The sequence below is a fragment of the Streptomyces cinereospinus genome (genome assembly GCF_042430725.1).
Taxonomy (GTDB): domain Bacteria; phylum Actinomycetota; class Actinomycetes; order Streptomycetales; family Streptomycetaceae; genus Streptomyces; species Streptomyces cinereospinus.
The window spans coordinates 167,276-192,589 of record NZ_JBHMCY010000001.1 but is presented as its reverse complement, the minus strand read 5'-3'; the positions used below and the strand labels follow the sequence as shown (position 1 = coordinate 192,589).

Sequence of the window (25,314 nt, the reverse complement as noted above, 5' to 3'; positions counted from 1 at the left end):
CTGCGCGAGTCGTACGCATGGGGGACCTGCGCGCACGGATGGAGCAGCCGCTACGGCCGAACAGGGGTCCGGCCGCACCGACCTGACGGCCCGTCGACGAGTCCGGGCGCGGGGCACCCGCACGGGGCGCCGACCGGCCCGGTCAGCCCACGGCCGCCGGCAGCTCCGCCGCCGCCTCCCGTTCGGCCATGGTCCGCAACGGCCCCTCGGCCACCGCCAGCTCCGCGTACGTCCCGCGCTGCACCACCCGCCCCTCGTCCAGCACGACCACCTCGTCCACGGCCGCCAGCCCGGCCAGCCGGTGCGTGATGAGCAGGGTCGTACGACCGTCGGTCGCGGCCAGCAGATCCGCGGTGAGCGCGTCGGCCGTCGGCAGGTCCAGGTGCTCGGCGGGCTCGTCGAGCACGAGGACGGGGAAGTCGGCGAGCAGCGCGCGGGCCAGTGCCAGCCGCTGCCGCTGGCCGCCCGACAGCCGTGCCCCGTGCTCGCCGACGAGCGTGTCCAGGCCCTGCGGCAGTCCCTCGGCCCAGTCGAGCAGCCGCGCCCGCGCGAGCGCGTCCCGCACCTCCTCCTCGGTCGCGTCCCGCCGCGCGAGCAGCAGGTTCTCCCGCACCGAACTGTCGAAGAGATGCGCGTCCTGGGCGCAGAGCCCGACCAGCCGCCGTACGTCGTCACCGGCCAGGGCGTACGCGTCCACGCCGCCCAGCGTGTACGAGCCGGCGTCCGCGTCCAGGAAGCGCAGCAGCACCTGCGTGAGGGTCGTCTTGCCGGACCCGGACGGGCCGACCACGGCGATCCGGCGCCCCTGGTCGAGCGTCAGCCCGACGTCGGCGAGCGCGTCACGGTCCTGCCCGGCGTGCCGGGCCGTCAGGCCCTTGACCACGAGCGGGAACGGCGACGCGGGCGCCCGGCGGGGCCGCTCGGGTTCACGTACGGGCTCGGGGGCGTCCAGCACCTCGTACACCCGCTCGGCGCTCCTGCGCACCCGCTGCCGGAACTGCGCGGCGAGCGGCATCCCGAGCACCGCCTCGAACGCGGCCAGCGGGGTGAGCACGACGACCGCCATGGTTACGCCGTCCAGCCGTCCGGCGGCGACCGCCTGTGCGCCCAGGAGAGCGGCGGCCGTGACGGTCAGGCCGGAGATCAGAGCGGTGAGCCCGTCACCGATCGCGGTCGCCGTGGCCGCGCGCGAGGTGATCCGGGTGAGCGCCGCGTCGGCCCGCCGGGTCTCGGCGGTACGTGCGGGCAGGGCACCGGCGACGGTCAGTTCCGCCGTGCCGGTGAGCAGGTCGGCCACGCGCGTGGCGAGCACCCCTCGGGCGGGGGCGAGCCTGCGTTCGGCGCGCCGCGCCACCGCCGCGGTGAGCAGCGGGACGCCGGCGCCGGCCGCGAGCAGTCCGGCGGCGAGCACCGCTCCGGCCGCCGGCAGCAGCCGGCCGGTGAAGCCGACGGCGGCCGTGGAGACGGCGACCGCGGCGCCGGCGGGCAGCAGCCACCTCAGCCAGTAGTCCTGCAGGGCGTCCACGTCGGCGACGAGCCGCGACAGCAGGTCGCCCCTGCGGGCCCGGCGCAGGCCGGCGGGCGCCAGCCGCTCCAGCCGGCGGTAGACGGCCACCCGGGTGTCGGCCAGCATCCGCAGCACCGCGTCGTGCGACACGAGCCGTTCGGCGTACCGGAACACGGCCCGCCCGATCCCGAAGGCGCGCGTGGCCGTCACGGCCACCATCAGATACAGCACGGGCGGCTGCTGCGAGGCCCGGGAGATGAGCCACCCGGAGGTGGCCATGAGGCCGACCGCGCTGCCCAGGGCGAGGCTGCCGAGCAGCAGGGCCAGAGCCAGCCGGCCGCGCCGGGCACCGGACAGGGCACGGACACGGGCCAGGACGCCACCGCCGCCGCCCGTCGCGGTGTCACCGCCGGGCTCCCGCTGAGGGGTGCCGGGGACCGAGCCCGCTCCGGCCGGCCGCGTGGCCGGGTCCGCCTCGTCCGGGTGGGCGGGGAAGACGGCCGCGTCGAGCCGCGTCACCTCATCGTCCGCGTCGGGCAGCACGGCCTCGTCCGCCGTCCGGTCCGCCGCGTCGAGCCGCCTCACCGGATCCGCCGTCCGGCCCGCCCCGTCGAGCCGCGTCACCCTTTCCGTGCCGTCCAGGCGCACCACCCGGTCCGCCACCCCGAGCAGCGCCGGCCGGTGCACCACCAGCAGCACGGTCCGCCCCGCCGCCAGCCGCCGTACCGCCGCCACGACGTCGGCCTCGGTCTCCCCGTCGAGCGCGGCCGTGGGCTCGTCGAGCAGCAGCACGGGCCGGTCCGCGAGGAAGGCACGGGCCAGCGCCAGCCGCTGCCGCTGCCCCGCGGACAGCCCGGCACCGTCCTCGCCGAGGACGGTGCCGGCGCCCTGCGGCAGGGCGTCCACGAACGCGAGTGCTCCCGCGTCCGCCAGCGCCCGCCGCAGGGCAGTGTCATCCGCGTCGGGCCGGGCCAGCCGGACGTTCTCGGCGATCGTCCCGGCGTACAGGTGTGGCCGCTGCGGAACCCAGGCGATCCGCGCCCGCCACTGCTCCAGGTCGACCTCGGCGACATCCACTCCCCCGAGCCGCACCCGCCCCTCGGCCGGCCGTACGAATCCCAGCAGCACGTTCAGCAGCGTCGACTTGCCCGCACCGCTCGGCCCCACGAGCGCGACCGTCTCCCCGGGCGCCACCTCGAAACTCACGTCGGACACGGCGTCCGCGGCGCGCCCCGGGTAGCGGACGGTCACGCCCTCGAACGACAGCACACCCACCGGCGGGGTGCGGGTCCCGGACGCCGGCACGGGCGTCTCCAGGACCGAGAAGATCTCCTCGGCCGCGGCGAGCCCCTCGGCCGCCGCGTGGTACTGCGCTCCCACCTGCCGCAACGGCAGATACGCCTCGGGCGCGAGGATCAGGATGACCAGGCCGACGGAGAGGTCCATCTCGCCGTGCACCAGCCGCATGCCGATGGTCACGGCGACCAGTGCGACCGAGATCGTGGCGAGCAGTTCCAGCGCGAACGAGGAGAGGAAGGCGATGCGCAGCGTCCGCATCGTCGCCTGCCGGTACTCACCGGTGATCCGCTTGATCGACTCGGCCTGTGCCTTGGCCCGCCCAAACACCTTGAGCGTCGGCAGCCCGGCGACCACGTCCAGGAAGTGCCCGGACAGCCGGGAGAGCAGCATCCACTGACGGTCCATCCGGGACTGGGTGGCCCAGCCGATCAGCACCATGAAGAGCGGGATGAGCGGCAGTGTGCCGACGATGATGGCGGCGGAGACCCAGTCCTCGGTGACGATCCGCGCCAGCACGGCCACCGGCACGACCACCGCCAGGCCCAGTTGCGGCAGGTAGCGCGAGAAGTAGTCGTCGAGGGCGTCGACCCCGCGCGTGGCGAGGGCGACCAGCGATCCGGTGCGCTGCCCGCTCAGCCAGCCGGGGCCCAGCTGCGCGGAACGCTCCAGCAGCCGTCCCCGAAGCTCCGACTTCACCGCCGCGCCGGCCCGGTGCGCGGCGAGTTCGGTGAGCCAGGAGACCAGTGCCCGGCCGCAGGCGACGGCCACCAGGAGCACCAGGGGAGTACGCAGTTCGGTGACGGTCATCCCGTGCTGGAACGCGCCGACGACCGTCTCGGCGATGAGCATGGCCTGGGCGATGAGCAGCCCGGCGCCGACGGCACCCAGGCCGACGACCGCCACCAAGAAGCGCCGGGTGGCGCGGGCGTAGCGCAGAAGACGCGGATCGATGGGTTTCACGTGAAACATGCCCTCCCGTCCCATGGGGTGTGTTTCACGTGAAACACACCCCGGCCGGACTCAATGTGCGGCTTCGGCGATGTGCTGCGTACCGATCCGCTTGCGGAACACCCAGTAGGTCCAGGACTGGTAGAGCAGGACGACCGGTGTGGCGATCGCCGCGCACCAGGTCATGATCTTCAGTGTGTACGGGCTCGACGAGGCGTTGGTGACCGTCAGGCTCCACTCCTCGTTCAGCGAGGACGGCATGACGTTCGGGAACAGCGACAGGAAGAGCATCGCGACGGCGGCGACGATGGTGACGCCGGAGAGCGCGAACGCCCACCCCTCACGCCCGGCCTGGTTCGCCACCAGTGCGACGGCCAGGGCGGCCACGGCCACCACCAGGGCGACCAGGCTCTTGCCGTTGCCGCTCTCGACCTGCGTCCACAGCAGGAAGAGCGCGGCCAGCGCGGCCGCCGTGAGGCCGACCTGAAGCGCCAGCCTGCGAGCCCGAGCCCGGATGTCCCCGACCGTCTTGAGCGCCGTGAACACCGCACCGTGGAAGGTGAACAGCGTCAGCGTCACCAGACCGCCGAGCAGCGCGTACGGGTTCAGCAGGTCCCAGAGGCCGCCGACGTACTCGAAGTCACGGTCGAGCGGCACGCCTCCGACGATGTTGCCGAAGGCCACGCCCCACAGGAACGCCGGGATCAGCGAGCACCAGAAGATCGCGTGCTCCCAGTTGCGCTGCCAGTTCTCCTCGGGCCGCTTGGCCCGGTACTCGAAGGCGACGCCCCGGACGATCAGGCAGAGCAGGATGATCAGCAGCGGGAGGTAGAAACCGGAGAAGAGGGTGGCGTACCACTCGGGGAAGGCGGCGAACGTGGCGCCGCCGGCCGACAGCAGCCAGACTTCGTTGCCGTCCCACACCGGGCCGATCGTGTTGATCAGCACCCGCTTCTCGGGCCGGTCGCGGGCCAGCAGCTTGGTGAGGACACCGACCCCGAAGTCGAAGCCCTCCAGGAAGAAGTAGCCGGTCCACAGGACGGCGATCAGGACGAACCAGACGTCGTGCAGTTCCATGACGGTGCAGCTCCCTCGGCCTAGTACGAGAAGGCCATCGGCTTGTCGGCGTCACGGAGGTCGCCGCCGATCTTCGTGGGCGGGTTGAGGTCGGCCTCGGTGAGCTCGGGCGGGCCGGCCTTGACGTATTTCACGAGCAGCTTGACCTCGATCACGGCGAGGACGGCGTAGAGCGTCGTGAAGGCGATCATCGAGATGAGGACCTCGGTCTGGGAGACCCCGGGGGAGACCGCGTCGCGGGTCTGGAACAGGCCGTAGACGACCCACGGCTGGCGGCCCATCTCGGTGAAGATCCAGCCCCAGGAGTTGGCGATCAGCGGGAAGGCCATCGTCCAGACCGCCACCAGCCAGTACAGGCGGGTGAGCCGTGGCCGCAGCGGCTTCCTCAGCAGCACCAGATGCGGGACCTCGTCCTCCCCGGTGCGCGACGCGGCCGGCAGCAGGAACTTCTTCCGGGTGAGCCACAGCCCCAGCAGGCCGATGGAGAACGACGCCATGCCGAAGCCGATCATCCAGCGGAAGCCCCAGTAGGCCACGGGCACGATGGGCTTGTAGTCACCGGGGCCGAACTGCTCCTGCAGGGCCTCGTTGGTGTCGTTGATGCCCGGCACGTACGACTCGAAGTCGCTGTGGGCCAGGAAGGAGAGCAGGCCGGGGATCTCCAGGGCCACCTTGTTGTGCCCCTCGTCGACGTCCCCGTAGGCGAACACCGAGAACGGCGCCGGTTCCTCGCCGTCCCACAGTGCCTCGGCGGCGGCCATCTTCATGGGCTGCTGCTCGTACATGACCTTGCCGAGGGTGTCGCCGCTGACCGCGGTGAGCAGGCCGCCGACGGCCACGGTGACCAGGCCGAGCCGCAGGGACGTCCGCATCACCGGGATGTGCTTCTTGCGCAGCAGGTGGAAGGCGGCGATGCCCACCATGAAGGCGCCGCCCGTCAGGAAGGCCGCCGAGAAGCTGTGGAAGACCTGGTTCAGGGTGGTGTTCTGGGTCAGCACGGCCCAGAAGTCGGTGAGCTCGGCCCGGCCCTTCTCCTCGTTGATCCGGTAGCCGACCGGGTGCTGCATCCACGAGTTCGCCGCGAGGATGAAGTACGCCGACAGCAGGGTGCCGATCGACACCATCCATATGCAGGCCAGGTGGATCCTCTTGGGCAGCTTGTCCCAGCCGAAGATCCACAAGCCGATGAAGGTCGACTCGAAGAAGAAGGCGATCAGTGCCTCGAAGGCGAGGGGCGCGCCGAAGACGTCACCGACGAAGCGCGAGTAGTCGGACCAGTTCATACCGAACTGGAACTCCTGCACGATGCCGGTGACGACGCCCATGGCGATGTTGATCAGGAAGAGCTTGCCCCAGAACTTGGTCGCCCTGAGGTACTTCTCCTTCTCGGTGCGCACCCACGCGGTCTGCAGGCCGGCCGTGAGGGCGGCGAGCGAGATCGTCAGGGGAACGAACAGGAAGTGGTAGACGGTGGTGATGCCGAACTGCCATCGCGCCAGGGTTTCCGGCGCCAAAGCCAATTCCACGTCGCCTCTCCTTACATCGCCGTGGACACTGCGGCAACTTGCCCCTTTTGCCCTTCACTTCGAAGGCAACCGGGCTGCGCTTGTGAACGCGTTCACATTCACAAGCCATTATGACGCACAGGTGCGCGAACCGTGCAGGGGGGGTCCCCTCAGTCCGCGTCAACCCCTCGACGGCGACTTCAACGGTTGTTGGCGTCGTGGACCGAGACGACGCCCTCGCCCTCCCTCAGGGGCCCACGCCCATCTTCCGGGCCGACGAGTGCCGCCTCGCCAGCCGGCCTGTGGGCCCCGTGAACCCGTGAACCCGTGAGCCGTGAGCCCGCGCGACGGCCTCCGCCGCATCGACGGCGATCCCCGTCTCCTGGCGGCGGTCCACGACGGTGACCGCGATCCGGGTGGAGGTCGTGGACGCCTGAGCGTGGGGCAGCGAGACCTCGGGCCCGTCGCAGCGCACAGGCCCGAAGCCCTGCCGAAGCCGCACGCGCTCCCTCACAGCCTCGTCGAAGCTGCCCGGCGCTCCCTCAGAACTTCCCCGAAGTTCCCCAGCGCCCCCTCAGAGCTTCTCGACGCTCCCCAGCGCTCCCCCAAGCTGCCTGGAAGCTTCTTCGCGGTTTTGTCAGAGTTCCCTGCGGAACCCTTCCGCCGCCTTCAGGAAGATGTCGTTCCCCTCGGCCTCGCCGACCGTCACGCGCACACCCTCCCCCGGGAACGGCCGGACGACCACACCCGCCTGCTCACACGCGGCCGCGAACGCGCCCGTGCGCTCGCCCAGCGGCAGCCACACGAAGTTGGCCTGGGTCTCCGGAACCGTCCAGCCCTGGTCGCGCAGCCCGTCGACCACACGGATGCGCTCGCACACCAGCGAGCCGACCCGGCCGAGCAGCTCGTCCTCCGCCCGCAGCGAGGCGATCGCCGCGTCCTGCGCCAGCCGGCTCACCCCGAACGGCACCGCCGTCTTGCGCAGCGCGGCCGCCACCGGCTCGTGCGCGATGGCGAACCCGACGCGCAGCCCGGCCAGTCCGTACGCCTTGGAGAACGTCCGCAGGACGCAGACGTTGGGCCGCTCCCGGTAGATCGCGCAGCCGTCCGGCACCTCGGGGTCGCGGATGAACTCGCGGTAGGCCTCGTCGAGCACGACCAGCACGTCCCCCGGCACCCGGTCCAGGAAGCGCTCCAGCTCAGCCCGGCGGACCACCGTGCCGGTGGGGTTGTTGGGGTTGCAGACGAAGATCAGCCGCGTCCGGTCCGTGATCGCCTCCGCCATGGCGTCCAGGTCGTGCACGGCCCCCGGCGTCAGCGGCACCTGCACGGACGTGGCACCGCTGATCCGGGTGATGATCGGGTACGCCTCGAACGACCGCCAGGCGTAGATCACCTCGTCGCCGGGCCCGCTGGTCGACTGCACCAGCTGCTGGGCCACGCCCACCGAGCCGGTGCCGGTGGCCAGGTGGGACGCGGGAACCCCGAAACGGTCGGACAGCTCGTTCACCAGGTCGGTGCAGTACATGTCCGGGTAGCGGTTGAAGGACGCGGCGGCGGCCGTCACGCTCTCCAGCACGCCCGGCAGCGGCGGATAGGGGTTCTCGTTGGAGGACAGCTTGTACGCCACCGGTCCGTCGGCCGCGGCCGGCCGGCCCGGCTTGTAGGTGGGGATCCCCTCCAGCTCCTCGCGCAGCTTGGGGCTCGTCTGGCTCACCGCAGTCCTCCTCGCGACCACCGGCGGCCCCTGACCGCCGCCGGCTTCCCATGCTTCTCACCTTATGAGGATTCGGCGCGGCTGCGTACGGGTGAGGAGGGACTGGGAGCAGGCCGGGGACGTCCTGGGGATGAACCGGGGACGGACCCCATGAGTCCCACCGGCATCATGGGCATCAGCGCACGAAGGCGGACGATGTGAGGGGCGCGCCTCACATATATCTACGCGCCGGTGGCTCGCGCCGTAGCGCGCATCCTCCGGTCAGGTGAGTTGAGACCTCTTCGAAACATCGAGGTCTAGGCAGGCCGGTACGCGCCGACACGTCACGTACTGCGGTGACTCGGCGCAACTCCCTTGTTTTCTCAGGCAATTGCCCGCTCATCACCTTGCAGAAACGTGCCTGTCAACGGGTGCATATGCGTCCGCACTACCCCACTGCGTGAGCCCTACTATCGGCTCGCCATGACAGCAGCAGGGAAGCACCAGGTGAGCCGCGCGGAAACCTCTCGTCGAGGCAATCGGCCGGGCCGGGCGGGCATCAGAGACGTGGCCGCCGCCGCCGGGGTCTCCATCACGACCGTCTCCGACGCCCTCAACGGCAAGGGCCGGCTCCCGGACGCCACCCGACGCCACGTCCGTGAAGTCGCCGACCGGCTGGGCTACCGCCCCTCGGCGGCCGCCAGGACCCTCCGTACCGGCAAGTCCGGACTGATCGGCCTGACCGTGACGACGTACGGGGATGAACCTTTCACCTTCACGGAGTTCGCGTATTTCGCCGAGATGGCCCGGGCCGCCACCTCGGCCGCGCTGGCCCGTGGCTACGCGCTCGTCATCCTGCCCGCGACCTCCCGCCACGACGTGTGGTCGAACGTCGCGCTCGACGGCACCGTGGTCATCGACCCCTCCGACCACGACCCGGTCGTCAGCGAGCTGGTCAGACAGGGTTTACCGGTCGTCTCCGACGGGCGCCCGGCCGGTGCGCTCCCGGTCACGGCCTGGGTCGACAACGACCACGAGGCCGCCGTGCTCGGCATCCTCGACCACCTCGCCGAGGCCGGCGCCCGCCGGATCGGCCTGCTCACCGGGACCACGACCGACACCTACACCCACCTGTCCACCACGGCGTACCTGCGCTGGTGCGAACGGGTCGGCCAGAATCCGGTCTACGAGGCCTACCCGGCACACGACCCCTGCGCGGGCGCCGTCGCCGCCGACCGGCTGCTCGCCCGGCCCGACCGGCCGGACGCGGTCTACGGCCTGTTCGACCCGAACGGCACCGACCTGCTCGCCGCCGCCCGCCGCTACGGACTGCGCGTACCGGACGACCTGCTGCTGGTCTGCTGCAGCGAGTCCACCGTGTACGCCAACACCGAGCCGCCCATCACCACGCTCTCCCTGAAGCCGCGCCGGATCGGCACGGCCGTGATCCAGCTGCTCATCGACGCCATCGAGGGCGTCGAGGCGGACCACCCGGTCGAGCAGGTCATACCGACCGAGCTGATCGTGCGCACCTCCTCGCAGCGGCGCTCCCCGCGCACCACGGTCAGCCCGCCGCGGACGCCCGACAAGGGCTAGCGGGCGAGGCACCCCCGGCGATTCCCGCCGCCCCCAGGGCCCATCCGGCGGGGCGGACGAGTCAGGCGAAGGCGGACGAGTCGGGGCAGGTCGGGCGGTTCAGGGGGAAGGGCGTCGCCGGTGCCGCGGAGGGACGTGACGAGTCCCGTGCCGGCGGCGCGTCACTCCGGCGGGGTGACGCAGGGCGCACCACCGGGCCGGTGCAAGCTGAGCCCAATCGGGGCGAAAGCCGCGGTGCGGCGACGTCCTGCTCCGATTCACCACCCCTGGGTCATCACACGGCGCGATCCGCATTCCTATGATGGGCGCACGACACCGCGGGCCGCTGCGACCAGGCAGTCCGATGCGGTGCAGATGCGGCGCGATGGTGGAGGGGTCGATGACTCAGGGGGCCGGTCAGGGACCCGAGGTGGAGCGGACGGCGACGCTGCGCGACTTCCGGGTGCCCGCTTACGTCCACGAGACCGGTCCGTTCGTCCGCGGCGCGCACCCCGGCGAGGTCGCGAGCCCCGTCGCCGAGCCGGTGGACTACCCGCAGGAGTACACGCCCACGGAGCGCGACCTGCCCGTCATCAACCGGGGTGACACGGTTCAGGTGACCGTCGACCCGGCGGCCGTGCCGGCCGCGCAGCAGCAGGCCGGCACCGGCCCCGGTCCGCTGTACGTCGTGGGCGACGTGCACGGCTACCTCGACGAGCTGGTCGCCGCCCTGCGGGACAAGGGCCTCATCGACGCCGCCGGCCAGTGGTGCGCGGGAACCGCCCGGCTGTGGTTCCTGGGCGACTTCACCGACCGCGGTCCGGACGGCATCGGCGTCATCGACCTCGTGATGCGGCTGTCCGCCGAGGCCGCCGCGGCCGGCGGCTACTGCAAGGCGTTGATGGGCAACCACGAACTGCTGCTCATCGGCGCGAAGCGGTTCGGCGACACGCCTGTCAACTCCGGCGCGGGCACCGCCACCTTCCAGGCCGCCTGGCTGCTCAACGGCGGCCAGAAGACCGACATGGACCGGCTCCAGGACCACCACCTTCAGTGGATGGCCCGCCTCGACGCGCTCACCGAGACCGACGGTCATCTGCTCGTCCACTCGGACACCACCGCGTACCTCGACTACGGCGACTCCATCGAGGCCGTCAACGACAGCGTCCGCGAGGCCCTCACCCGGAACGACGCGGACGAGGTCTGGGACCTGTTCCGCAAGTTCACCAAGCGCTTCTCCTTCCGCGACGAGGGCGGCGCCGACGCCGTGCGCTCACTGCTCGACACGTACGGCGGCACCCGCATCGTCCACGGCCACAGCCCCATTCCCTACCTGCTGGGCGAGGTGGGCTCCGAGGACGGCGAGGACAGCGCCGGTCCGGTGGTCGAGGGACCGCACATCTACGCCGACGGCCTGGCCATCGCCATGGACGGCGGGGTGACCATGGCCGGGAAGCTGCTGGTCCAGCAACTGCCGCTGGACACCTGAGCGTTCCCCGGGCATGCGTACCCGGACGCCGGACCGGGGTACGACGGCGCAGGCCAGGGCCCAATTTCTGTAAATCCCCTGTCACGGCGCACCGTCGCCGCTCTACCATCGCCTTATCCGTAGCAGGCTCCCCTCCGTTTCTGCCCGACGGCTCGTCAGCGTGCGAGCCCAAGCCCTACGGAGCATCGGGGGATGCACATGAACAGCGTTCCGCAGCACCTGCTGAGCGAGGACCGCCAGGATTACGAGCGGCTCCTCGACGAGGCGCTGCGCTCCGCACACCACCGACCGGAAATGGCCGCTGTGGGACAGCGGCTCAGCCCCGAACAGCTGCGCACCATGGCGCTCAACGCCACCGCACTCATCACGGCGGCCGCGGCGACCGAGTACCAGCACTACGTGACGGTCCGCGAGGAACTGCGCCGCCCGGCGCCGTCCACCCCGTCGTCCGCCCGCGAGTCCGGCTCCACCGAGCCGGGCACGGGCGCCGTGGGGCTCGCCACCACCATGGGGGAGACCGCCACCGAGGCCGTCGGGGCGGGCGCCGTCGCCGTCGTCGCGGTCCTGGCACCCGTCCTGGCCGGCACGGCCGCGGCGATCTTCCTGCTCGTCGGCTACACCCTGAAGATGCTCGACCCCGAGCCGGGCGTCGCCCGGACCATGGTCTCCACCGGATGGGTGTTCGGCGCCATCACCGCGGTCGCGATCCTGCTCGCCGCCGTCGGGCTGCTGCTCACCGCGCTGCGCAACCGGCCCTCGCGCGAATCCGGACCGTACGGCGAACTCAGCGACGAGCTGGCCAGGGCAAGGGAGGCCTGGCGGCACGCCCTGCTGGAGAACGGCATCCTGCCGTTCTTCCGCGAGGCACTCACCACCCCCAGCGCTGCCGCACTGCACCGTCCGGTGCCGACGCTACCGGCCAGCCGCATGCCGCACCTGGGCTACGACCGTCCGGGCTTCACCAGCCCCGGCGACGGCCCGTCGGGCGCCCGCCCGAGCTACACGAGTCCGGACTGGACCAGTCCGGACTTCGGAGGCCCGGACCACAAGCCGGAATGACCTGCGGCTTGCGCCCCCACGGGAGCGCAAGCCGGAGTTCCGACCGGCGGCGCCGTCCGTCCGGTCCGCCCCGGACGCCGACGGGGTGACGCGCCCGCGCACACCCCGTCGGTCCGTCCCGGCTCAGTCGGCGAGCGGCCGTTCCACCGCGGCGGCCGCCCTCGTCCTACCCGCCGTCCTGCATCCGCTTGAGGATCGTCTGGATGTCGAGGCCGACGTCGTTGGAGCTCGCCCGGGCGTGGCTGTCCGCCCGGCTGGGCAGGATCACGAGCTGGTCGCTGAAACGGTCACCGAAGTCGCGGTCCAGACCGACGCCCACGAAACCGCGCCGGACGTTCTGCTGCGACCCTTCCGCGGCCGACCGTTCCGGCAGTCCGACGAGTGCGGCCTGAGAGCTGAGAGCACTTCCGTACGCCTGCTGCCACTGCTCGGCGACCATACGGCGGCACTCCTCGATGGTCATCCTGCTCAGCCCCGTGTGGACGCGCGTCGACGCGTGCGCGAGACTGCCGGCCAGTTCGAAGAAGCTGTTGATGAAGTACCGGCTCCGCCGCCACATGTAGGCGCGGTACGGGACGCGTTGCGGCAGGAAGCTGGGGGTCACGTTCAGCCACACCTCGTCGTAGCCGCTGGTCCCGTCGTCCCGGAAGGCGTTGTCGAGTTCCTCCAGCCAGATGCCCGAGGTCCAGCCGTACGTCTCGCCCTCCATCACCACGATCCGGGTCAGCTTCTCGTCCAGGCCGTTGCAGGCGTAGTCGAAGAGGGCGCCGATCGCCCCGACCGTGAGGGAATGCCTGCTCCGCATGTACCGCAGGAGGAGATTGGCATACTCGAGCAATTCGCTCTGCTCCGCCTTCGGGAACTGCTCGATGTAGTTCCGCTGGCGCGCGATCCCTACGATCTCCTCCGGACTGATACCTACGGGCACCTCACTCACGAAGTCGATTCCCGATCCCGTGGGGCGCAGCAGCAGGCTCCAGGGGTTGGGGAACGTCTTGAACCGTTTGAGCAGGTCGGGTGCCGTGTCGGAGAAATGCTGGGTGCACGTGGTGCAGAAGCATGTCGCCCTGACCCGTCCCAGCTCGCCGCCCATGCCCCACAGGTCCGTGACGTCCACGGCCACACCCTGGAGCCTGACGCCGGACGACCGGGCCGTCACGTCCCGGACGATGTCGATACCGGTGCCGAGAATGGCACCGAGCACTTCGACGGACCGCGGGTTCGCGATGCACAGCTGGGCGGACGTGATGCCGGTGATGTCGGCCAGCTGAAGTCCTTCACCCGGTATGTAACCCATGTTCGGGCAGAGGGTCAGCATGATGTGCACCCCGGCCGAGAGGAACGCCTTCACCACGTCCTCGAACCCCTTGAGGGACTGGGACGGTTGTGCGTGACTCGACAGGGGAACGCCCCGCAGGCCACCGACGTCGTACAGCAGGCCGTCCGCCTCCGCCACGGGCAGGGCGACCGCGCGCGCCTCGACCCCCCAGGTGTCCTTGAATTCCGCGAGCAGGGCAGCGGGGTTCTTGTACCGAAGGACCGACAGACTGGGAATGTCGAGGATTCCCTCTCCTGCCAGATGAGAGACATTGGAAATGCTGAACTGGCGACGCGTCAACGTCCGGTCCTTCCCCTAGCAATGGATTGAAGTCCTACTGAGGTCACTTCCAGTCGGCCGCTGGGGCTCTGCTTCAGGCAGTTGCGGTTGATCAGGGAGTGCAGCACTCCCATCACGGATTCGGCGGACAGGGACGCGGTGGCTGCCGTCGCCGTGTCGACGACCGCCGCCATGTCCAGACGTCCGTCGTAGGTGCCGGCCGCCTTCTTCGCCAGGGCCCTCAACACCGTGTGCTCGGTCTCCGAGACCCGTCCGTCGGGCCGGTCCCAAGCGAGCCCCGCCACCAGGGCGGACGCCAAGGTTCCCTGGTCGGCGGCAGGCGTCTTCGGGCCTGCCGCGCGCTGTCCCGCCGCGACCACGGCCAGGACGTCCATCGCGGCGGCCGCCGCGTTCTCGGCCGCGAGCTGCTGGGAGCCGCCTGCTTCGGCCGCCGCCTTTCCCGCATCCGCTGTGTCGCTGATACCGCGGATGGTGAGGACGTCCATCCCGCCGGAAAGGTGGCCGGCGAGGGAGATCCCGGCGTCCTCGAGGTCGAGAGCCACCGCGTCGTTGTAATGGGCCCGCAGATGCGCGGCCAGGTCCGAGGCCTCGTCGGCGAGTACCACGTCCCCGGAGGCGATGGGTTTGAAATGCACGCCGGTACGGCCGCGCAGCGCGGCGCGGGCCGCCTGCTCCAAACGGTACGAGGCCCGCCAAGCCTCGGGCCGCACGAGAAATCCCGTAGGCGTCTGCTTGCCGCCGTGGATGGCATACACCTTCGTACCCACCACAACGTCCCCGACGTCGATGTCGGGTTTCAGTCCCCCCGCCACTCCGACGAAAAAGGCCGCCTGAGGTGCGAGCCACTCCACCATGCGGGTGGTGAGGGCCGCGGCACCCAGTGATCCCTCACCTGCTTCCACGAGAGCGACGCGCCACGAGGTACCCGGAAGCAGGCCTTGTTCGACGATGGTGCCGTGCCGATGCACGAGTGTTTCGACGTCGGTGATATGTGACCGAACCGCCTGATACTCCACGGTGAGCGCAGTCAACATCAGAGCCAGAGGAGGCGCATCGGACATAGCCCCAGGGTAGTGCCAAGCCGCCCAATATGTAAGGAAGTTGACGTCTGCCGAAAGTAGGCTTGCGCTTCCGGGAGGAGTGACGACTGCCTCTTTGTCGCGGCGCGCGCATTGATCAAGAAAAACGGAAGGGGTGCACTGGATTCCGCCACCGTCCACCTGATGACGCACCGGCTCGACGAATGCGCGCGTCGGCTCAGCGAATGGATCACCGGTCGGCAGTATCCGGAATCTGTGCGAGCCTCCGGCGCCGGCGGTGACTCCCGCGGATGCGCAGCGACACGGCCGAAAACAGCAGTGGCACCCACGACCATCAGCCGTGGGTGCCACTGGGCGAAGCGATCACCGGGCGTATGAGCCCTGACGTACGGCCCTTGGTTGATCGGATCAGCCGGCGAACTGATCAGCCAGCGAACTGATCGGTCGGAGAACTGATCGGTCGGAGAACGGATCGGTCAGCGAGCGGCAGAGCGGATCATTCGGCGAGCGGCAGGTACACCCGGTTGCCGGCCGCCGCGAACTCCTTCGACTTCTGGGCCATGCCCTGCTCGATCTCCGCCTGGGATCCGCCGTGTTCGCGGCGGATGTCCTGGGAGATCTTCATCGAGCAGAACTTCGGCCCGCACATCGAGCAGAAGTGCGCCGTCTTGGCGGGCTCGGCCGGAAGGGTCTCGTCGTGGAACTCGCGGGCCGTGTCCGGGTCAAGGGCGAGGTTGAACTGGTCCTCCCACCGGAACTCGAAGCGGGCGTCGGACAGCGCGTCGTCCCACTCCTGCGCACCGGGGTGTCCCTTGGCCAGGTCGGCCGCATGGGCGGCGATCTTGTAGGTGATGACGCCGGTCTTGACGTCGTCCCGGTTGGGCAGGCCCAGGTGCTCCTTGGGCGTGACGTAGCAGAGCATCGCCGTGCCCCACCAGGCGATCATCGCGGCACCGATGCCCGAGGTGATGTGGTCGTACGCCGGCGCCACGTCCGTCGTCAGCGGGCCGAGCGTGTAGAACGGGGCCTCGTCGCAGATCTCCTGCTGCAGGTCGATGTTCTCCTTGATCTTGTGCATCGGGACATGCCCCGGGCCCTCGATCATGGTCTGTACGTGGAAACTCTTCGCGATCCGGTTCAGTTCCCCGAGCGTGCGCAGTTCGGCGAACTGGGCCTCGTCGTTGGCGTCCGCGATCGACCCCGGCCTGAGGCCGTCGCCGAGCGAGTACGTGACGTCGTAGGCGGCGAGGATCTCGCAGAGCTCCGCGAAGTTCTCGTAGAGGAACGACTCCTTGTGGTGCGCCAGGCACCACGCCGCCATGATCGAGCCGCCGCGCGAGACGATCCCGGTCTTGCGGTTGGCCGTCAGCGGAACGTACGCCAGCCGTACGCCGGCGTGGACCGTCATGTAGTCCACACCCTGCTCGGCCTGCTCGATGACGGTGTCCTTGTAGATCTCCCAGGTCAGTTCCTCGGCCTTGCCGTCGACCTTCTCCAACGCCTGGTAGAGCGGCACCGTGCCGATGGGGACGGGGGAGTTGCGCAGCACCCACTCGCGGGTGGTGTGGATGTTGCGGCCGGTGGAGAGGTCCATGACCGTGTCGGCACCCCAGCGGGTCGCCCACGTCATCTTCTCGACCTCCTCCTCGATGGAGGACGTCACCGCCGAGTTGCCGATGTTGGCGTTCACCTTCACCAGGAACCGCTTGCCGATGATCATCGGCTCGATCTCCGGGTGGTTGACGTTGGCGGGCAGGACGGCCCGGCCTGCCGCGATCTCCTCCCGGACGACCTCGGGCGAGACGTTCTCCCGGATGGCCACGTACTCCATCTCGGGCGTGATCTCGCCCCGGCGCGCGTAGGCGAGCTGCGTGACCGCCTTGCCGTCGCGGCTGCGACGGGGCTGGCGGGGGCGGCCGGGGAAGACCGCGTCGAGGTTGCGCAGCCCGCCACGCGGCGAGGTGTGCTTGATTCCGTCGTCCTCGGGGCGGACGGGACGGCCCGTGTACTCCTCCGTGTCACCGCGGGCGGTGATCCAGTTCTCCCGCAACGGCGGCAGGCCGCGACGGACGTCGGTATCGGCGAGCGGGTCGGTGTACGGGCCCGATGTGTCGTACAGGGTGACCGACTGCCCGTTGGTGAGATGCACCTGACGGACCGGCACGCGCAGGTCGGGGCGTGAGCCCTCGACGTACGCCTTGTGCCAGCCGATGGACTTCCCGGCCTCCCCGTTGCTCGCGTCGTCGGTCGTCTGGGTGGAGGCAGGCGTGCGTGCGTCCTTATTGGCCATGAGACCTATCTCCCTACGCCGGCATTACCCGGTAACAGGTTCGGCGGTCGACGCAGCGGTGTCCGTCTGCCGGTGTTTCATGGGAAACATCACTCGCAGCGAGTCATGTTCCACGTGAAACATCACGAAGACGGAGGTCAGCGCCCTCTCAGCCCGGTGCTCCGAGCTCCCGCGTGTACAAAGGTGCCCCCCACGCTAGCGTCAGTTCGGGCGCGGTGAACAGAGGGGTCCGGTCGTTCTTGCGATGATCGGTCGGTGACCACGAATCAGCAGCCTCCGTTCCCGCCGCACGAACCGCCGCGCGGTACCGGCTCCTCCCTGGGGTCGGGAAGCGGCGCGAGCAGGGGTGGGGAAGGTGCTTCCGGAGCCGGTCCGGGGAGAGGACGGGGCGAGCGGGGCGACGCTCCCGGCTCGGGAAGCTTCGGGCACGGTCCCGCGAGCGGGCCTGGCGGCGGTGGATATGGAACCGGTGTCGGCTATCGAGGTACGGGCCCCCAGTGGCCGGGGCCCGCTGGCGAAGGCGGTCAGGTGCCCGGCTCCGGGTCGGGTGACCGGCACGAGCACGGAGGAACCGGCGCCGGGGGCGGGCCCGGGCGGGGCTTCGGCCAGGGCAGCGGGTCAGGGCACGGCGCCGGGTCGGGGCAGGGGGCCTCGTCAGGGCGGGGAGCCGTATCAGGACAGGGATCCGCGTCAGGGCGGGGGGCCGTGTCAGGACAGGGATCCGGCCACGGTGCCGCGTCAAGGCATGGTCTCGGACCGGGCGAGGGGCCGGGGCAGGGGCAAGGTCAGGGGCAGGGCCGGGGCACCGGCCCGGTGAGCGGTCACGGGCACTACGGGGCCGACGACGGTCGTGGGCTCGGTCCCGGCCAGGGCGGCAGCCACGGGCACGGCCCGGGTGCCGGCGACGGACCAGGACACGGCAACCCCGGACACGGCTCCGGCTTCGGCTTCGGCGACGGACCAGGACACGGCAACAGCGGACACGGTCACGGTCACGGTCACTCGCACAGTCACGCCCACGGCCCCGCGGCTCCCGTCTCCATGCACCTGCGCAAGGTCATCGCGGCGGTGCTCATCCCCTTCGCCGTCGCCGTCGTGGTCGGGCTCGCGGTGCTCTGGCCCGGTGGCGCCCCGCCGCACGAGCGCACCGGCGTCGGGTTCGACCGGCAGACGCAGCAGGCCACGGTCACCAAGGTCGAGGAGTTGCCCTGCGACTCGGTCAACCCCTCGGCGCCCACACCGAACGGCGACACCTCCACCGCCGAAGGCTCATCCGCCCAGCAGCAGGCAGACGGATCCTGCAAGCGCGCGACGATCCGGATCGACACCGGCGAAGACAAGGGCCGTACGTTCACCGAGATCGTGCAGCCGGACCAGACCCGGCAGTTGAGCGAGGGCCAGAAGGTCGTGGTCGCCTACGAGCCCTCCGCCCCCGAGGACCTCCAGTACTCGGTGGCCGACGTGAACCGCCGACTCCCGATGGCCCTTCTCGCCGGCATCTTCGCACTGGCCGTCGTGGCGGTCGGACGGCTGCGCGGCGTCATGGCGCTCGTCTCGCTGGCCATCAGCTTCCTGGTGCTCAACTTCTTCATCCTGCCCGCGATCCTTCAGGGCTCGAACCCGCTGGTCGTAGCGGTGGTCGGGGCGAGCGCCATCATGCTGATCGCCCTGTACCTGTGTCATGGCCTCTCGGCGCGGACCTCCGTGGCCGTGCTCGGCACGCTGGTCTCACTGCTGCTGATCGGCGTCCTCGGCTCACTCTTCATCGGCTGGGCCGCGCTGACCGGCAACACCGACGACAACACCGGTCTGATCCACGGCCTGTACCCGTCGATCGACATGAGCGGTCTGCTGCTGGCCGGCGTCATCATCGGCTCCCTCGGCGTGCTCGACGACGTCACGGTGACGCAGACCTCGGCGGTCTGGGAGCTGCACGAGGCCAACCCGAGCACGGGCCGGCGCGGGCTGTACCGGGCCGGCATCCGCATCGGCCGCGACCACATCGCCTCCGTGGTCAACACGCTGGTCCTCGCCTACGCGGGCGCCGCCCTGCCGCTGCTGCTGCTCTTCTCCATCGCACAGAGCAGCGTGGGGACGGTCGCCAACAGCGAGCTGGTCGCGGAGGAGATCGTGCGCACGCTGGTCGGCTCGATCGGCCTGGTGGCCTCGGTGCCGGTCACCACGGCGCTGGCGGCTCTGGTGGTGGCGGCCGACCGCCCGGGCAAGGCGCCCGCGGCGGCGGTCCCCGGCGGCGAGGAGGCGTCCGTACCGGCCCGCACGGGGCGGGGGCGGCGGCGCAAGCGCTGACCACCGCACGTACGAGCGACCGCACCGCCGGGCCCGGCAGCCCGCTCCTCGGCGGTGCCTCCGATCGAGGGGGCCAGGGCTACGTCGCGAGCGGCGAGGCCCAGGCCCGGTGACGTGTCGGCCTGCCGTACGCCGGCGCGGCCCCGGGCACCGGCCGCCGCGCGGTCACCGCCGGGGCCCGCGCCTGTCGCCCCACCCCGCCGCGCCTCCCCGGCGAGACGGAGGCACGGGGAGCCGGCGGCCACGCAGGCCCCAACGTCCCCAGGCGAAGCGTTACGCCACCCTCCCCACCGCACGCCTCAGCCCGCGCTCTGCTCCTCCGCCAGGATCCGGTCCAGCGCCTCGTCCAGATGGGCGTCGAAGTCGGCGAGCGAACCCTCCTGGCCCAACGGCACGAGCTTGTCCGTGCGGTCGAGGAAGGCGACCAGTGGAGCCGTGGAGGAGCGGAACAGGGCCTGGTCGCCGCCGACCTGAAGCCGGATCAGGACGTCGCCGAGCGATTCGGGCTCCACCGGTGAGACCCGCACGTCGCCCTCCCCGCACGGCCGCCCGACCCCGTCGATCAGCAGTTCCCGGCCGAAGGCCCAGGTCACCGGGGCATCCCCGGGCAGGTGGAAGGTCAGCCGCACGGCATACGGATCACACGTCTCGTAGCGCAGCTCCACAGGGATGCGGAAGGAGAGCTCCTCGGAAACGAGGAAGCTCATCATGACCTCTGCCTGTACGGACTCGCGCATCGCCTACCCCGTCACTTGCCGTTCGATTGGCCGGGAATGAACCTCTGACACTTGGTGCATCTTGCTGAACGTACACACCAGATCACAAGGAGTGAGTTTTCAGATACTGATAGAGAGCGCCAGTGATCCCAGAGCGCGGCCCACCTCGCTCTGCAACTGCCGGGCGGCGGGCAGCAGTCGGTCCACCTGATGACAGGGGAGCGAGATGGCCATCGTCCCCGCGGTATCACCCACAGTGATGGGAATGGCCGCACAGATCGTCCCCAACGCGTACTCCTGGCGCTCGGTCACCGGTTCCATGCGGCTCTTCCGTTCGAGCCGTTGCATCAGGGAGCGATGGTCACGGACGGTGTACGGGGTGATCGACTGCACGGGATAGCGGTCGAGGTGGTCCCGGCGGGTGCTCTCGTCCAGCTGGGCCAGCAGACACTGGCCGATGGCGTGCGCGTGGCCGGTCTCGCGGAAGTCGGCCCACTCCTCCACCGCCGGATTGCCGGGGGTGTCGGAGACGCACATGACCTCGATCTCGCCTTCGCGGTAGATCGCGTAGTAGACGGGCACGCCGATCGAATCCCGCCAGCGGGCGAGAGCCTCGTTGACCGTGCTGCGACGTTTCTGCTGTGCTCCGCTGCTGCTCAGCCGCTCGGCCGCCTCGCCGAGGAAGAACAGCCCTTTCTCCCGGCGCAGATAGCTTTCGTGCACCAGGGTGCGCAGCAGGTGGTAGGTCGTGGGAAGCGCCAGACCGGTCTCCCGGGCCAGTTGCTTGGCGGGGGCGCCGTGCTCGTGGTCGGCGACGGCCTCCAGCAGGCGCATGGCGCGCTGCACGGATCCGATGAGGGTGGTGTGGTGCCGGGGCGTGGGGGGTGCGTGGTGGTCCGCGGGTGCGGTGTCTGCCGTGGCCAAGGGTCACTCCCGAAGCGCGAGGGGGGCAGCCCGTGCTGGGTGAACACGGGAGGGGGTGTACGGGTGCGTACGCCGCTCGCGGGGTCGCCCCCGCGTCGAGTTCCGGACTCTATTGGCCCCGCCACCGCTCGCAGGCCGTCCGGCCGGAAACTTCCCTCGCCCGAGGGAACCGGTGGTTCCTGTTACCGGTTCCCGTCACCCACAGCGGTCACCAGTCGCCGCGCGACGAGGAACTCGTCGTGAACTTCCGTACGACGTAGACGAGGCCGCCGACCAGGGCCACGAAGATCAGCAGCTTGAACAGCAGCCCGATCACGAAGCCCACGACGCTGGCTATCACGCCGCCGAACACGACCAGGGCGATGACCGGCACCGCGACCCACTTCACCCACCACGGCAGACCCGCGAAGATCTCTCGCATCGTCCTCGCCCCTCTCTCTCCGCCCGTCGGCCGCGCGGCTGCACTGAGCCGTCCGGTTCCGCCGGGTCCTGTGACGTCCTGCCCCGATGCTAGGGCCGGCACGGTGCCCGCCGGGGTCCTCGCAGCCCTTGTCCTCCCCTGACCGGTCCCCTAGGGAATCCGGGGAAGCGGAAGCCGGGAACCCCGAGTCGGCACGTCAGTTCTCCGGCGGAGAGAACACCACGAGCACCCGCAGGTCCTCGCTGATGTGGTGGAACTTGTGGGCCACGCCGGCCGGCACGTACACGACGCTGCCCCGGGCCACCTCGGTGGTCTCCAGGCCGACCGTGATCGCGGCACGGCCGCTGACGACGAAGTAGACCTCGTCCTGGTTGTGCGGCTTCTGCGGGTCGTGCTCGCCCGCGTCGAGCGCGTACAGACCGACCGACATGTTCCGCTCGCGCAGGAACTGCAGGTAGGCACCTTCGTTGGCGGCGCGCTCCGCCTCCAGTTCGTCCAGCCGGAATGCCTTCATCGCCTCGTCGTCCTCGCGCCCGTGTCGGTGTCCGATCCCGTCTGCCACGATCAGACACATGATGAATTTCGTAGTCAAGACGATCGCCAACGCGGGCGCCCTGGCGGTCGCCGTCTGGCTGCTCGACAAGATCACCCTGACCGGGGACAGCACCGGGAAGAAGGTCGGTACGCTGCTCCTGGTCGCACTGATCTTCGGTCTGGTGAACGTCCTGGTCAAGCCGATCGTGCAACTGCTGAGCCTGCCGCTGCTCATCCTCACGCTGGGTCTGTTCACCCTGATCGTCAACGCGCTGATGCTGCTGCTGACCTCGTGGCTCGCCGACACCCTCGACCTGAGCTTCCACGTCGAGGGCTTCTGGACGGCCGTACTGGGCGGCCTGATCATCTCGATCGTCTCCTGGGCGCTCAACCTCGTCCTCCCCGACGGGGACTGAGCCTCGTGACCGCCATGACCTACCGCATCTGTTTCGTCTGCACCGGCAACATCTGCCGCTCCCCGATGGCCGAGTCCGTCTTCCGCGCGCGGGCGGCCGAGGCCGGGCTGGACGGTTTCGTCGAGGTCGACAGCGCCGGCACGGGCGGCTGGCACGAGGGCGAGCCGGCCGACCCGCGCACCGTGGCCGTACTGGAGGAGCACGACTACGACGGCGCGCACATCGCACGTCAGTTCCAGCCGTCGTGGTTCTCCCGGCTCGACCTCGTCATCGCGCTCGACGCCGGGCACCTCGAGGCGCTGCGCCGCCTCGCGCCCACCGAGCGGGACGCGGCGAAGGTGCGGCTGCTGCGGTCGTACGACCCCGCCGCGGGCAACGACCTCGACGTCCCCGACCCCTACTACGGGGGCCGCGACGGTTTCGTCGAGTGCCTTGAGATGGTGGAGGCAGCGAGCACGGGACTGCTCGCCGTGGTGAGCGAGCACGTGGAAGGACGCGCGGCATGAGTGAAGCAGCAGACGGTACGGGCGGTGGCGCCGCAGGCGGTGCGAGTGCGGGCGCCGCAGGCGGTACCGGTGCCGGAAGGCGCGTCGGCGAGGGCACGCGCGCGGTGCGGGCGGGGCTGCCCGAGCCGGTGAAGCACGAGCCGACTCTGCCCGGTCCGGTCTTCGCCGCGCACTTCCACCTGCCGGGCGAGCCCACCGGGCCGTACACCTACGGCCGGGACGAGAACCCGACCTGGACGCATCTGGAGCGGGCGATCGGCGAGCTGGAGGCGCCCGGCCGGGACGGCGTCGAGACGCTCGTGTTCGCCTCCGGGATGGCCGCCATCTCGTCGGTGCTCTTCTCTCAGCTGCGCGCCGGGGACGCGGTCGTGCTGCCCAGCGACGGCTACCAGGTGCTGCCGCTGGTGCGCGCGCAACTGGAGGCGTACGGCATCGAGGTACGCACCGCGCCGACCGGCGGCGACGCCCAGCTCGACGTGCTCGACGGCGCGAAGCTGCTGTGGATCGAGACCCCGTCGAACCCGGGCCTGGACGTGTGCGACGTCCGGCGGCTCGCCGCGGCGGCACACGCGCGCGGGGCCCTGGTCGCCGTCGACAACACGCTCGCCACACCGCTCGGGCAGCGGCCCCTGGAGCTGGGCGCGGACTTCTCCGTCGCCAGCGGCACCAAGCAGCTCACCGGGCACGGTGACATCCTCCTGGGCTACGTCGCCGGCCGCGACACCGAGGCCATGGCCGCCGTACGCCGCTGGCGCAAGATCGTCGGGGCCATCCCGGGGCCCATGGAGGCCTGGCTCGCGCATCGGTCGATCGCCACGCTCCAGCTGCGCGTCGAGCGGCAGAACGCCGGCGCACTGGCGGTCGCCGAGGCGCTGCGCGCCTGGCACGAGGACCTCGGGGTGCGCTACCCCGGGCTGCTGAGCGACCCGTCGCACAAGACCGCCTCGCAGCAGATGCACGGCTTCGGGTGCGTGGTGTCGTTCACGCTGCCCACGCGCGCGCGTGCGGACCGTTTCCTCGACGCGTTGCGGCTCGTGGACGACGCGACGAGCTTCGGCGGGGTGCGCTCCACCGCCGAGCGGCGCGGGCGCTGGGGAGGGGACGCGGTGCCGGAGGGCTTCATCCGGCTCTCGGTCGGTGCCGAGGACCCGCAGGACCTGGTGGCGGATGTGCTGCGCGCGCTGCACGAGTCGGCCCGGTGACCGCCGGCCGGACGCCCGGTGGGGATCCGGCTACGCACAACGGACGGTCCGAGCCTCCCCCCTGGTGGCTCGGACCGTCCCCGGTTCCGCGCGCAAGAACCGCGCGACCAAGGCGAGATGACTCTCTGTCAGTGTCCAATCACTGTAACGACAGCGACCTATCGACTTATTTATAGTTGGCCCCTGTCTCGGGGTCGGGGGCAGCGCGCGGAAGGGGGGCGCCATGGACCTGACCTTGCTGCGCACGTTCGTGGCCGTGCACCGGGCCGGCTCGTTCACCCGCGCCGCCGCCCTGCTGGGACTCTCCCAGCCGGCCGTCACCTCGCAGATCCGCACCCTGGAACGACAGCTGGGCCGTCCCCTCTTCCTGCGGCAGGCGCGGGGCGTGACGCCGACGGCCATCGGCGACGAACTGGCGCACAAGGCCGCTCCGCACCTGGACGCGCTGGTGGAGATCACCGGGAGCGGGCTCGACGAGCAGTCGTCCCTGCGCACGTTGCATCTGGCCGGGCCCTTGGAGTTCACCGCCGAGCGGGCGCTGCCCGCGCTGGTGGAGCTGACCGGGGAGGACGGCCGGGGCTACGCCCTGCGCGCCTCGTTCGGCAACGCCGAGGAGACCCTGGAAGGGCTGGCCGCCGGTCATCATGATCTGGCCATCAGCACGGTCCGCCCGCGCGGCGCCCTGCTCACCGCGACTCCGCTCTGCGACGAGGAGCACGTCCTGGCCGCCGCCCCGCGCCGGGCGGCGGAGATCGATGCCGAGACGCTGCGCCACACGGGCGCCCCCGCTCTGGCCGGCGTTCCCGTCGTCGAGGTGCACGAATCCCTGCCCTTCGTCGCCCGCTCCTGGGCCTCCGTCTTCGACTCCCGCCCGGCCGCGTCCGGCACGGTCGTCGTCCCGGACCTGCGTGCCGTCCTGGCCTGCACGGCGGCGGGCGCGGGGCTCGCGGTACTGCCCCGCTATCCGTGCACGCCTGCCCTGGAGCGCGGCGAGGTGGTCGCCCTGCACGAACCCGCGGTCCCGCCGCTGCGGACGTACTTCCTGGTGGTGCGCACCGGGACGCCGACCCTGCCGCACATCGCGCGGGCGCACGAGCGGCTGTTGCGGGCGGCGGCCGAGTGGTGCTGAACAGGGGCATACAAGGACGTGCTCCCCCGCCCGAAGCGTCACGATCCGCGATGTTT

Annotated in this window: 19 protein-coding genes; 8 read left to right on the top strand and 11 right to left on the bottom strand. The window is 70.8% G+C overall.

The genetic code is table 11. The features are described from left to right. Positions 1–142: 142 nt before the first annotated feature. The 4 genes from cydD to hisC all read right to left on the bottom strand — a co-directional run bounded on the left by cydD (position 143) and on the right by hisC (position 8,053). Positions 143–3,775, bottom strand: coding sequence for a thiol reductant ABC exporter subunit CydD (gene cydD / locus ACFF45_RS00845; RefSeq protein WP_381340458.1), 3,633 nt, complete (start codon positions 3,773–3,775; stop codon positions 143–145). Positions 3,776–3,826: 51 nt separating this feature from the next. Further along, positions 3,827–4,831, bottom strand: coding sequence for a cytochrome d ubiquinol oxidase subunit II (gene cydB, locus ACFF45_RS00840; RefSeq protein WP_381340455.1), 1,005 nt, complete (start codon positions 4,829–4,831; stop codon positions 3,827–3,829). Between the two features lie 20 nt (positions 4,832–4,851). Further along, the gene (locus ACFF45_RS00835; protein WP_381340452.1) at positions 4,852–6,357 is read right to left on the bottom strand and encodes a cytochrome ubiquinol oxidase subunit I; all 1,506 of its coding nucleotides are present in this window, start codon (positions 6,355–6,357) and stop codon (positions 4,852–4,854) included. Between the two features lie 616 nt (positions 6,358–6,973). Further along, entirely contained in the window at positions 6,974–8,053 is a 1,080-nt protein-coding gene (hisC, locus tag ACFF45_RS00830; RefSeq protein ID WP_381340449.1) for a histidinol-phosphate transaminase, read from the bottom strand. 462 nt (positions 8,054–8,515) lie between these two features. Between hisC and ACFF45_RS00825 the strand changes: the two genes are divergently transcribed. From ACFF45_RS00825 to ACFF45_RS00815, 3 genes are all read left to right on the top strand, one after another. Beyond that, positions 8,516–9,628 carry a LacI family DNA-binding transcriptional regulator gene (locus ACFF45_RS00825; RefSeq protein WP_381340446.1) on the top strand — a complete coding sequence of 371 codons (1,113 nt, stop codon included), beginning with the start codon at positions 8,516–8,518 and terminating at the stop codon, positions 9,626–9,628. A 364-nt stretch (positions 9,629–9,992) separates the two neighbouring features. Then, positions 9,993–11,096 carry a metallophosphoesterase gene (locus ACFF45_RS00820; protein WP_381340443.1) on the top strand — a complete coding sequence of 368 codons (1,104 nt, stop codon included), beginning with the start codon at positions 9,993–9,995 and terminating at the stop codon, positions 11,094–11,096. A 192-nt stretch (positions 11,097–11,288) separates the two neighbouring features. After that, positions 11,289–12,155, top strand: a complete 867-nt coding sequence (locus ACFF45_RS00815) for a hypothetical protein (RefSeq protein ID WP_381340441.1) — start codon at positions 11,289–11,291, stop codon at positions 12,153–12,155. A 166-nt stretch (positions 12,156–12,321) separates the two neighbouring features. Here the strand turns inward: ACFF45_RS00815 and ACFF45_RS00810 are convergent, their stop codons facing one another. The 3 genes from ACFF45_RS00810 to thiC form a co-directional block, all read right to left on the bottom strand. Next, a complete protein-coding gene (locus ACFF45_RS00810; RefSeq protein ID WP_381340438.1) occupies positions 12,322–13,773 on the bottom strand; it encodes a hypothetical protein in 1,452 nt (483 codons plus the stop codon). Beyond that, positions 13,770–14,834, bottom strand: coding sequence for a 5'-methylthioadenosine/S-adenosylhomocysteine nucleosidase (locus ACFF45_RS00805; protein ID WP_381340435.1), 1,065 nt, complete (start codon positions 14,832–14,834; stop codon positions 13,770–13,772). Before ACFF45_RS00805 ends, ACFF45_RS00810 begins: the two co-directional genes overlap by 4 nt. A 475-nt stretch (positions 14,835–15,309) precedes the next feature. Continuing rightward, a complete protein-coding gene (gene thiC / locus ACFF45_RS00800) occupies positions 15,310–17,103 on the bottom strand; it encodes a phosphomethylpyrimidine synthase ThiC (protein WP_381340432.1) in 1,794 nt (597 codons plus the stop codon). Between the two features lie 813 nt (positions 17,104–17,916). Here thiC and ACFF45_RS00795 point away from each other — a divergent pair. Beyond that, a complete protein-coding gene (locus tag ACFF45_RS00795; protein ID WP_381340429.1) occupies positions 17,917–19,410 on the top strand; it encodes a YibE/F family protein in 1,494 nt (497 codons plus the stop codon). 299 nt (positions 19,411–19,709) lie between these two features. Here the strand turns inward: ACFF45_RS00795 and ACFF45_RS00790 are convergent, their stop codons facing one another. The 4 genes from ACFF45_RS00790 to ACFF45_RS00775 form a co-directional block, all read right to left on the bottom strand. Beyond that, on the bottom strand, positions 19,710–20,147 hold the full coding sequence (locus ACFF45_RS00790; protein WP_381340427.1) for an SsgA family sporulation/cell division regulator: 438 nt from the start codon (positions 20,145–20,147) through the stop codon (positions 19,710–19,712). Between the two features lie 99 nt (positions 20,148–20,246). After that, positions 20,247–20,960 carry an IclR family transcriptional regulator gene (locus ACFF45_RS00785; RefSeq protein ID WP_381340564.1) on the bottom strand — a complete coding sequence of 238 codons (714 nt, stop codon included), beginning with the start codon at positions 20,958–20,960 and terminating at the stop codon, positions 20,247–20,249. A 298-nt stretch (positions 20,961–21,258) separates the two neighbouring features. Continuing rightward, entirely contained in the window at positions 21,259–21,471 is a 213-nt protein-coding gene (locus tag ACFF45_RS00780; protein WP_381340424.1) for a DUF5326 family protein, read from the bottom strand. A 196-nt stretch (positions 21,472–21,667) separates the two neighbouring features. After that, a complete protein-coding gene (locus ACFF45_RS00775; RefSeq protein ID WP_381340561.1) occupies positions 21,668–21,985 on the bottom strand; it encodes a cupin domain-containing protein in 318 nt (105 codons plus the stop codon). Positions 21,986–22,043: 58 nt separating this feature from the next. Here ACFF45_RS00775 and ACFF45_RS00770 point away from each other — a divergent pair, with 58 nt between their 5' ends. From ACFF45_RS00770 to ACFF45_RS00755, 4 genes are all read left to right on the top strand, one after another. Continuing rightward, positions 22,044–22,421 (top strand): phage holin family protein, encoded by a 378-nt coding sequence (locus ACFF45_RS00770; RefSeq protein ID WP_381340422.1) that lies wholly within the window; start codon positions 22,044–22,046, stop codon positions 22,419–22,421. Between the two features lie 14 nt (positions 22,422–22,435). Then, the gene (locus ACFF45_RS00765) at positions 22,436–22,927 is read left to right on the top strand and encodes a low molecular weight protein-tyrosine-phosphatase (protein ID WP_381340559.1); all 492 of its coding nucleotides are present in this window, start codon (positions 22,436–22,438) and stop codon (positions 22,925–22,927) included. Then, on the top strand, positions 22,924–24,129 hold the full coding sequence (locus ACFF45_RS00760) for a cystathionine gamma-lyase (RefSeq protein ID WP_381340419.1): 1,206 nt from the start codon (positions 22,924–22,926) through the stop codon (positions 24,127–24,129). The genes ACFF45_RS00765 and ACFF45_RS00760 overlap by 4 nt, the downstream gene beginning before the upstream one ends. A gap of 223 nt (positions 24,130–24,352) precedes the next feature. Next, on the top strand, positions 24,353–25,258 hold the full coding sequence (locus tag ACFF45_RS00755; protein WP_381340416.1) for a LysR family transcriptional regulator: 906 nt from the start codon (positions 24,353–24,355) through the stop codon (positions 25,256–25,258). Positions 25,259–25,314 lie beyond the last annotated feature (56 nt).

Bases quoted from the DNA above. Each gene is read 5' to 3' on its own strand.
- cydD (WP_381340458.1), bottom strand. From the start codon at position 3,775: ATGTTTCACGTGAAACCCATCGATCCGCGTCTTCTGCGCTACGCCCGC.
- cydB (WP_381340455.1), bottom strand. From the start codon at position 4,831: ATGGAACTGCACGACGTCTGGTTCGTCCTGATCGCCGTCCTGTGGACC.
- ACFF45_RS00825 (WP_381340446.1), top strand. From the start codon at position 8,516: ATGACAGCAGCAGGGAAGCACCAGGTGAGCCGCGCGGAAACCTCTCGT.
- ACFF45_RS00820 (WP_381340443.1), top strand. From the start codon at position 9,993: ATGGTGGAGGGGTCGATGACTCAGGGGGCCGGTCAGGGACCCGAGGTG.
- ACFF45_RS00815 (WP_381340441.1), top strand. From the start codon at position 11,289: ATGCACATGAACAGCGTTCCGCAGCACCTGCTGAGCGAGGACCGCCAG.
- ACFF45_RS00805 (WP_381340435.1), bottom strand. From the start codon at position 14,834: ATGTCCGATGCGCCTCCTCTGGCTCTGATGTTGACTGCGCTCACCGTG.
- thiC (WP_381340432.1), bottom strand. From the start codon at position 17,103: ATGGCCAATAAGGACGCACGCACGCCTGCCTCCACCCAGACGACCGAC.
- ACFF45_RS00790 (WP_381340427.1), bottom strand. From the start codon at position 20,147: ATGCGCGAGTCCGTACAGGCAGAGGTCATGATGAGCTTCCTCGTTTCC.
- ACFF45_RS00785 (WP_381340564.1), bottom strand. From the start codon at position 20,960: ATGCGCCTGCTGGAGGCCGTCGCCGACCACGAGCACGGCGCCCCCGCC.
- ACFF45_RS00780 (WP_381340424.1), bottom strand. From the start codon at position 21,471: ATGCGAGAGATCTTCGCGGGTCTGCCGTGGTGGGTGAAGTGGGTCGCG.
- ACFF45_RS00775 (WP_381340561.1), bottom strand. From the start codon at position 21,985: ATGAAGGCATTCCGGCTGGACGAACTGGAGGCGGAGCGCGCCGCCAAC.
- ACFF45_RS00770 (WP_381340422.1), top strand. From the start codon at position 22,044: ATGATGAATTTCGTAGTCAAGACGATCGCCAACGCGGGCGCCCTGGCG.
- ACFF45_RS00765 (WP_381340559.1), top strand. From the start codon at position 22,436: ATGACCTACCGCATCTGTTTCGTCTGCACCGGCAACATCTGCCGCTCC.
- ACFF45_RS00760 (WP_381340419.1), top strand. From the start codon at position 22,924: ATGAGTGAAGCAGCAGACGGTACGGGCGGTGGCGCCGCAGGCGGTGCG.
- ACFF45_RS00755 (WP_381340416.1), top strand. From the start codon at position 24,353: ATGGACCTGACCTTGCTGCGCACGTTCGTGGCCGTGCACCGGGCCGGC.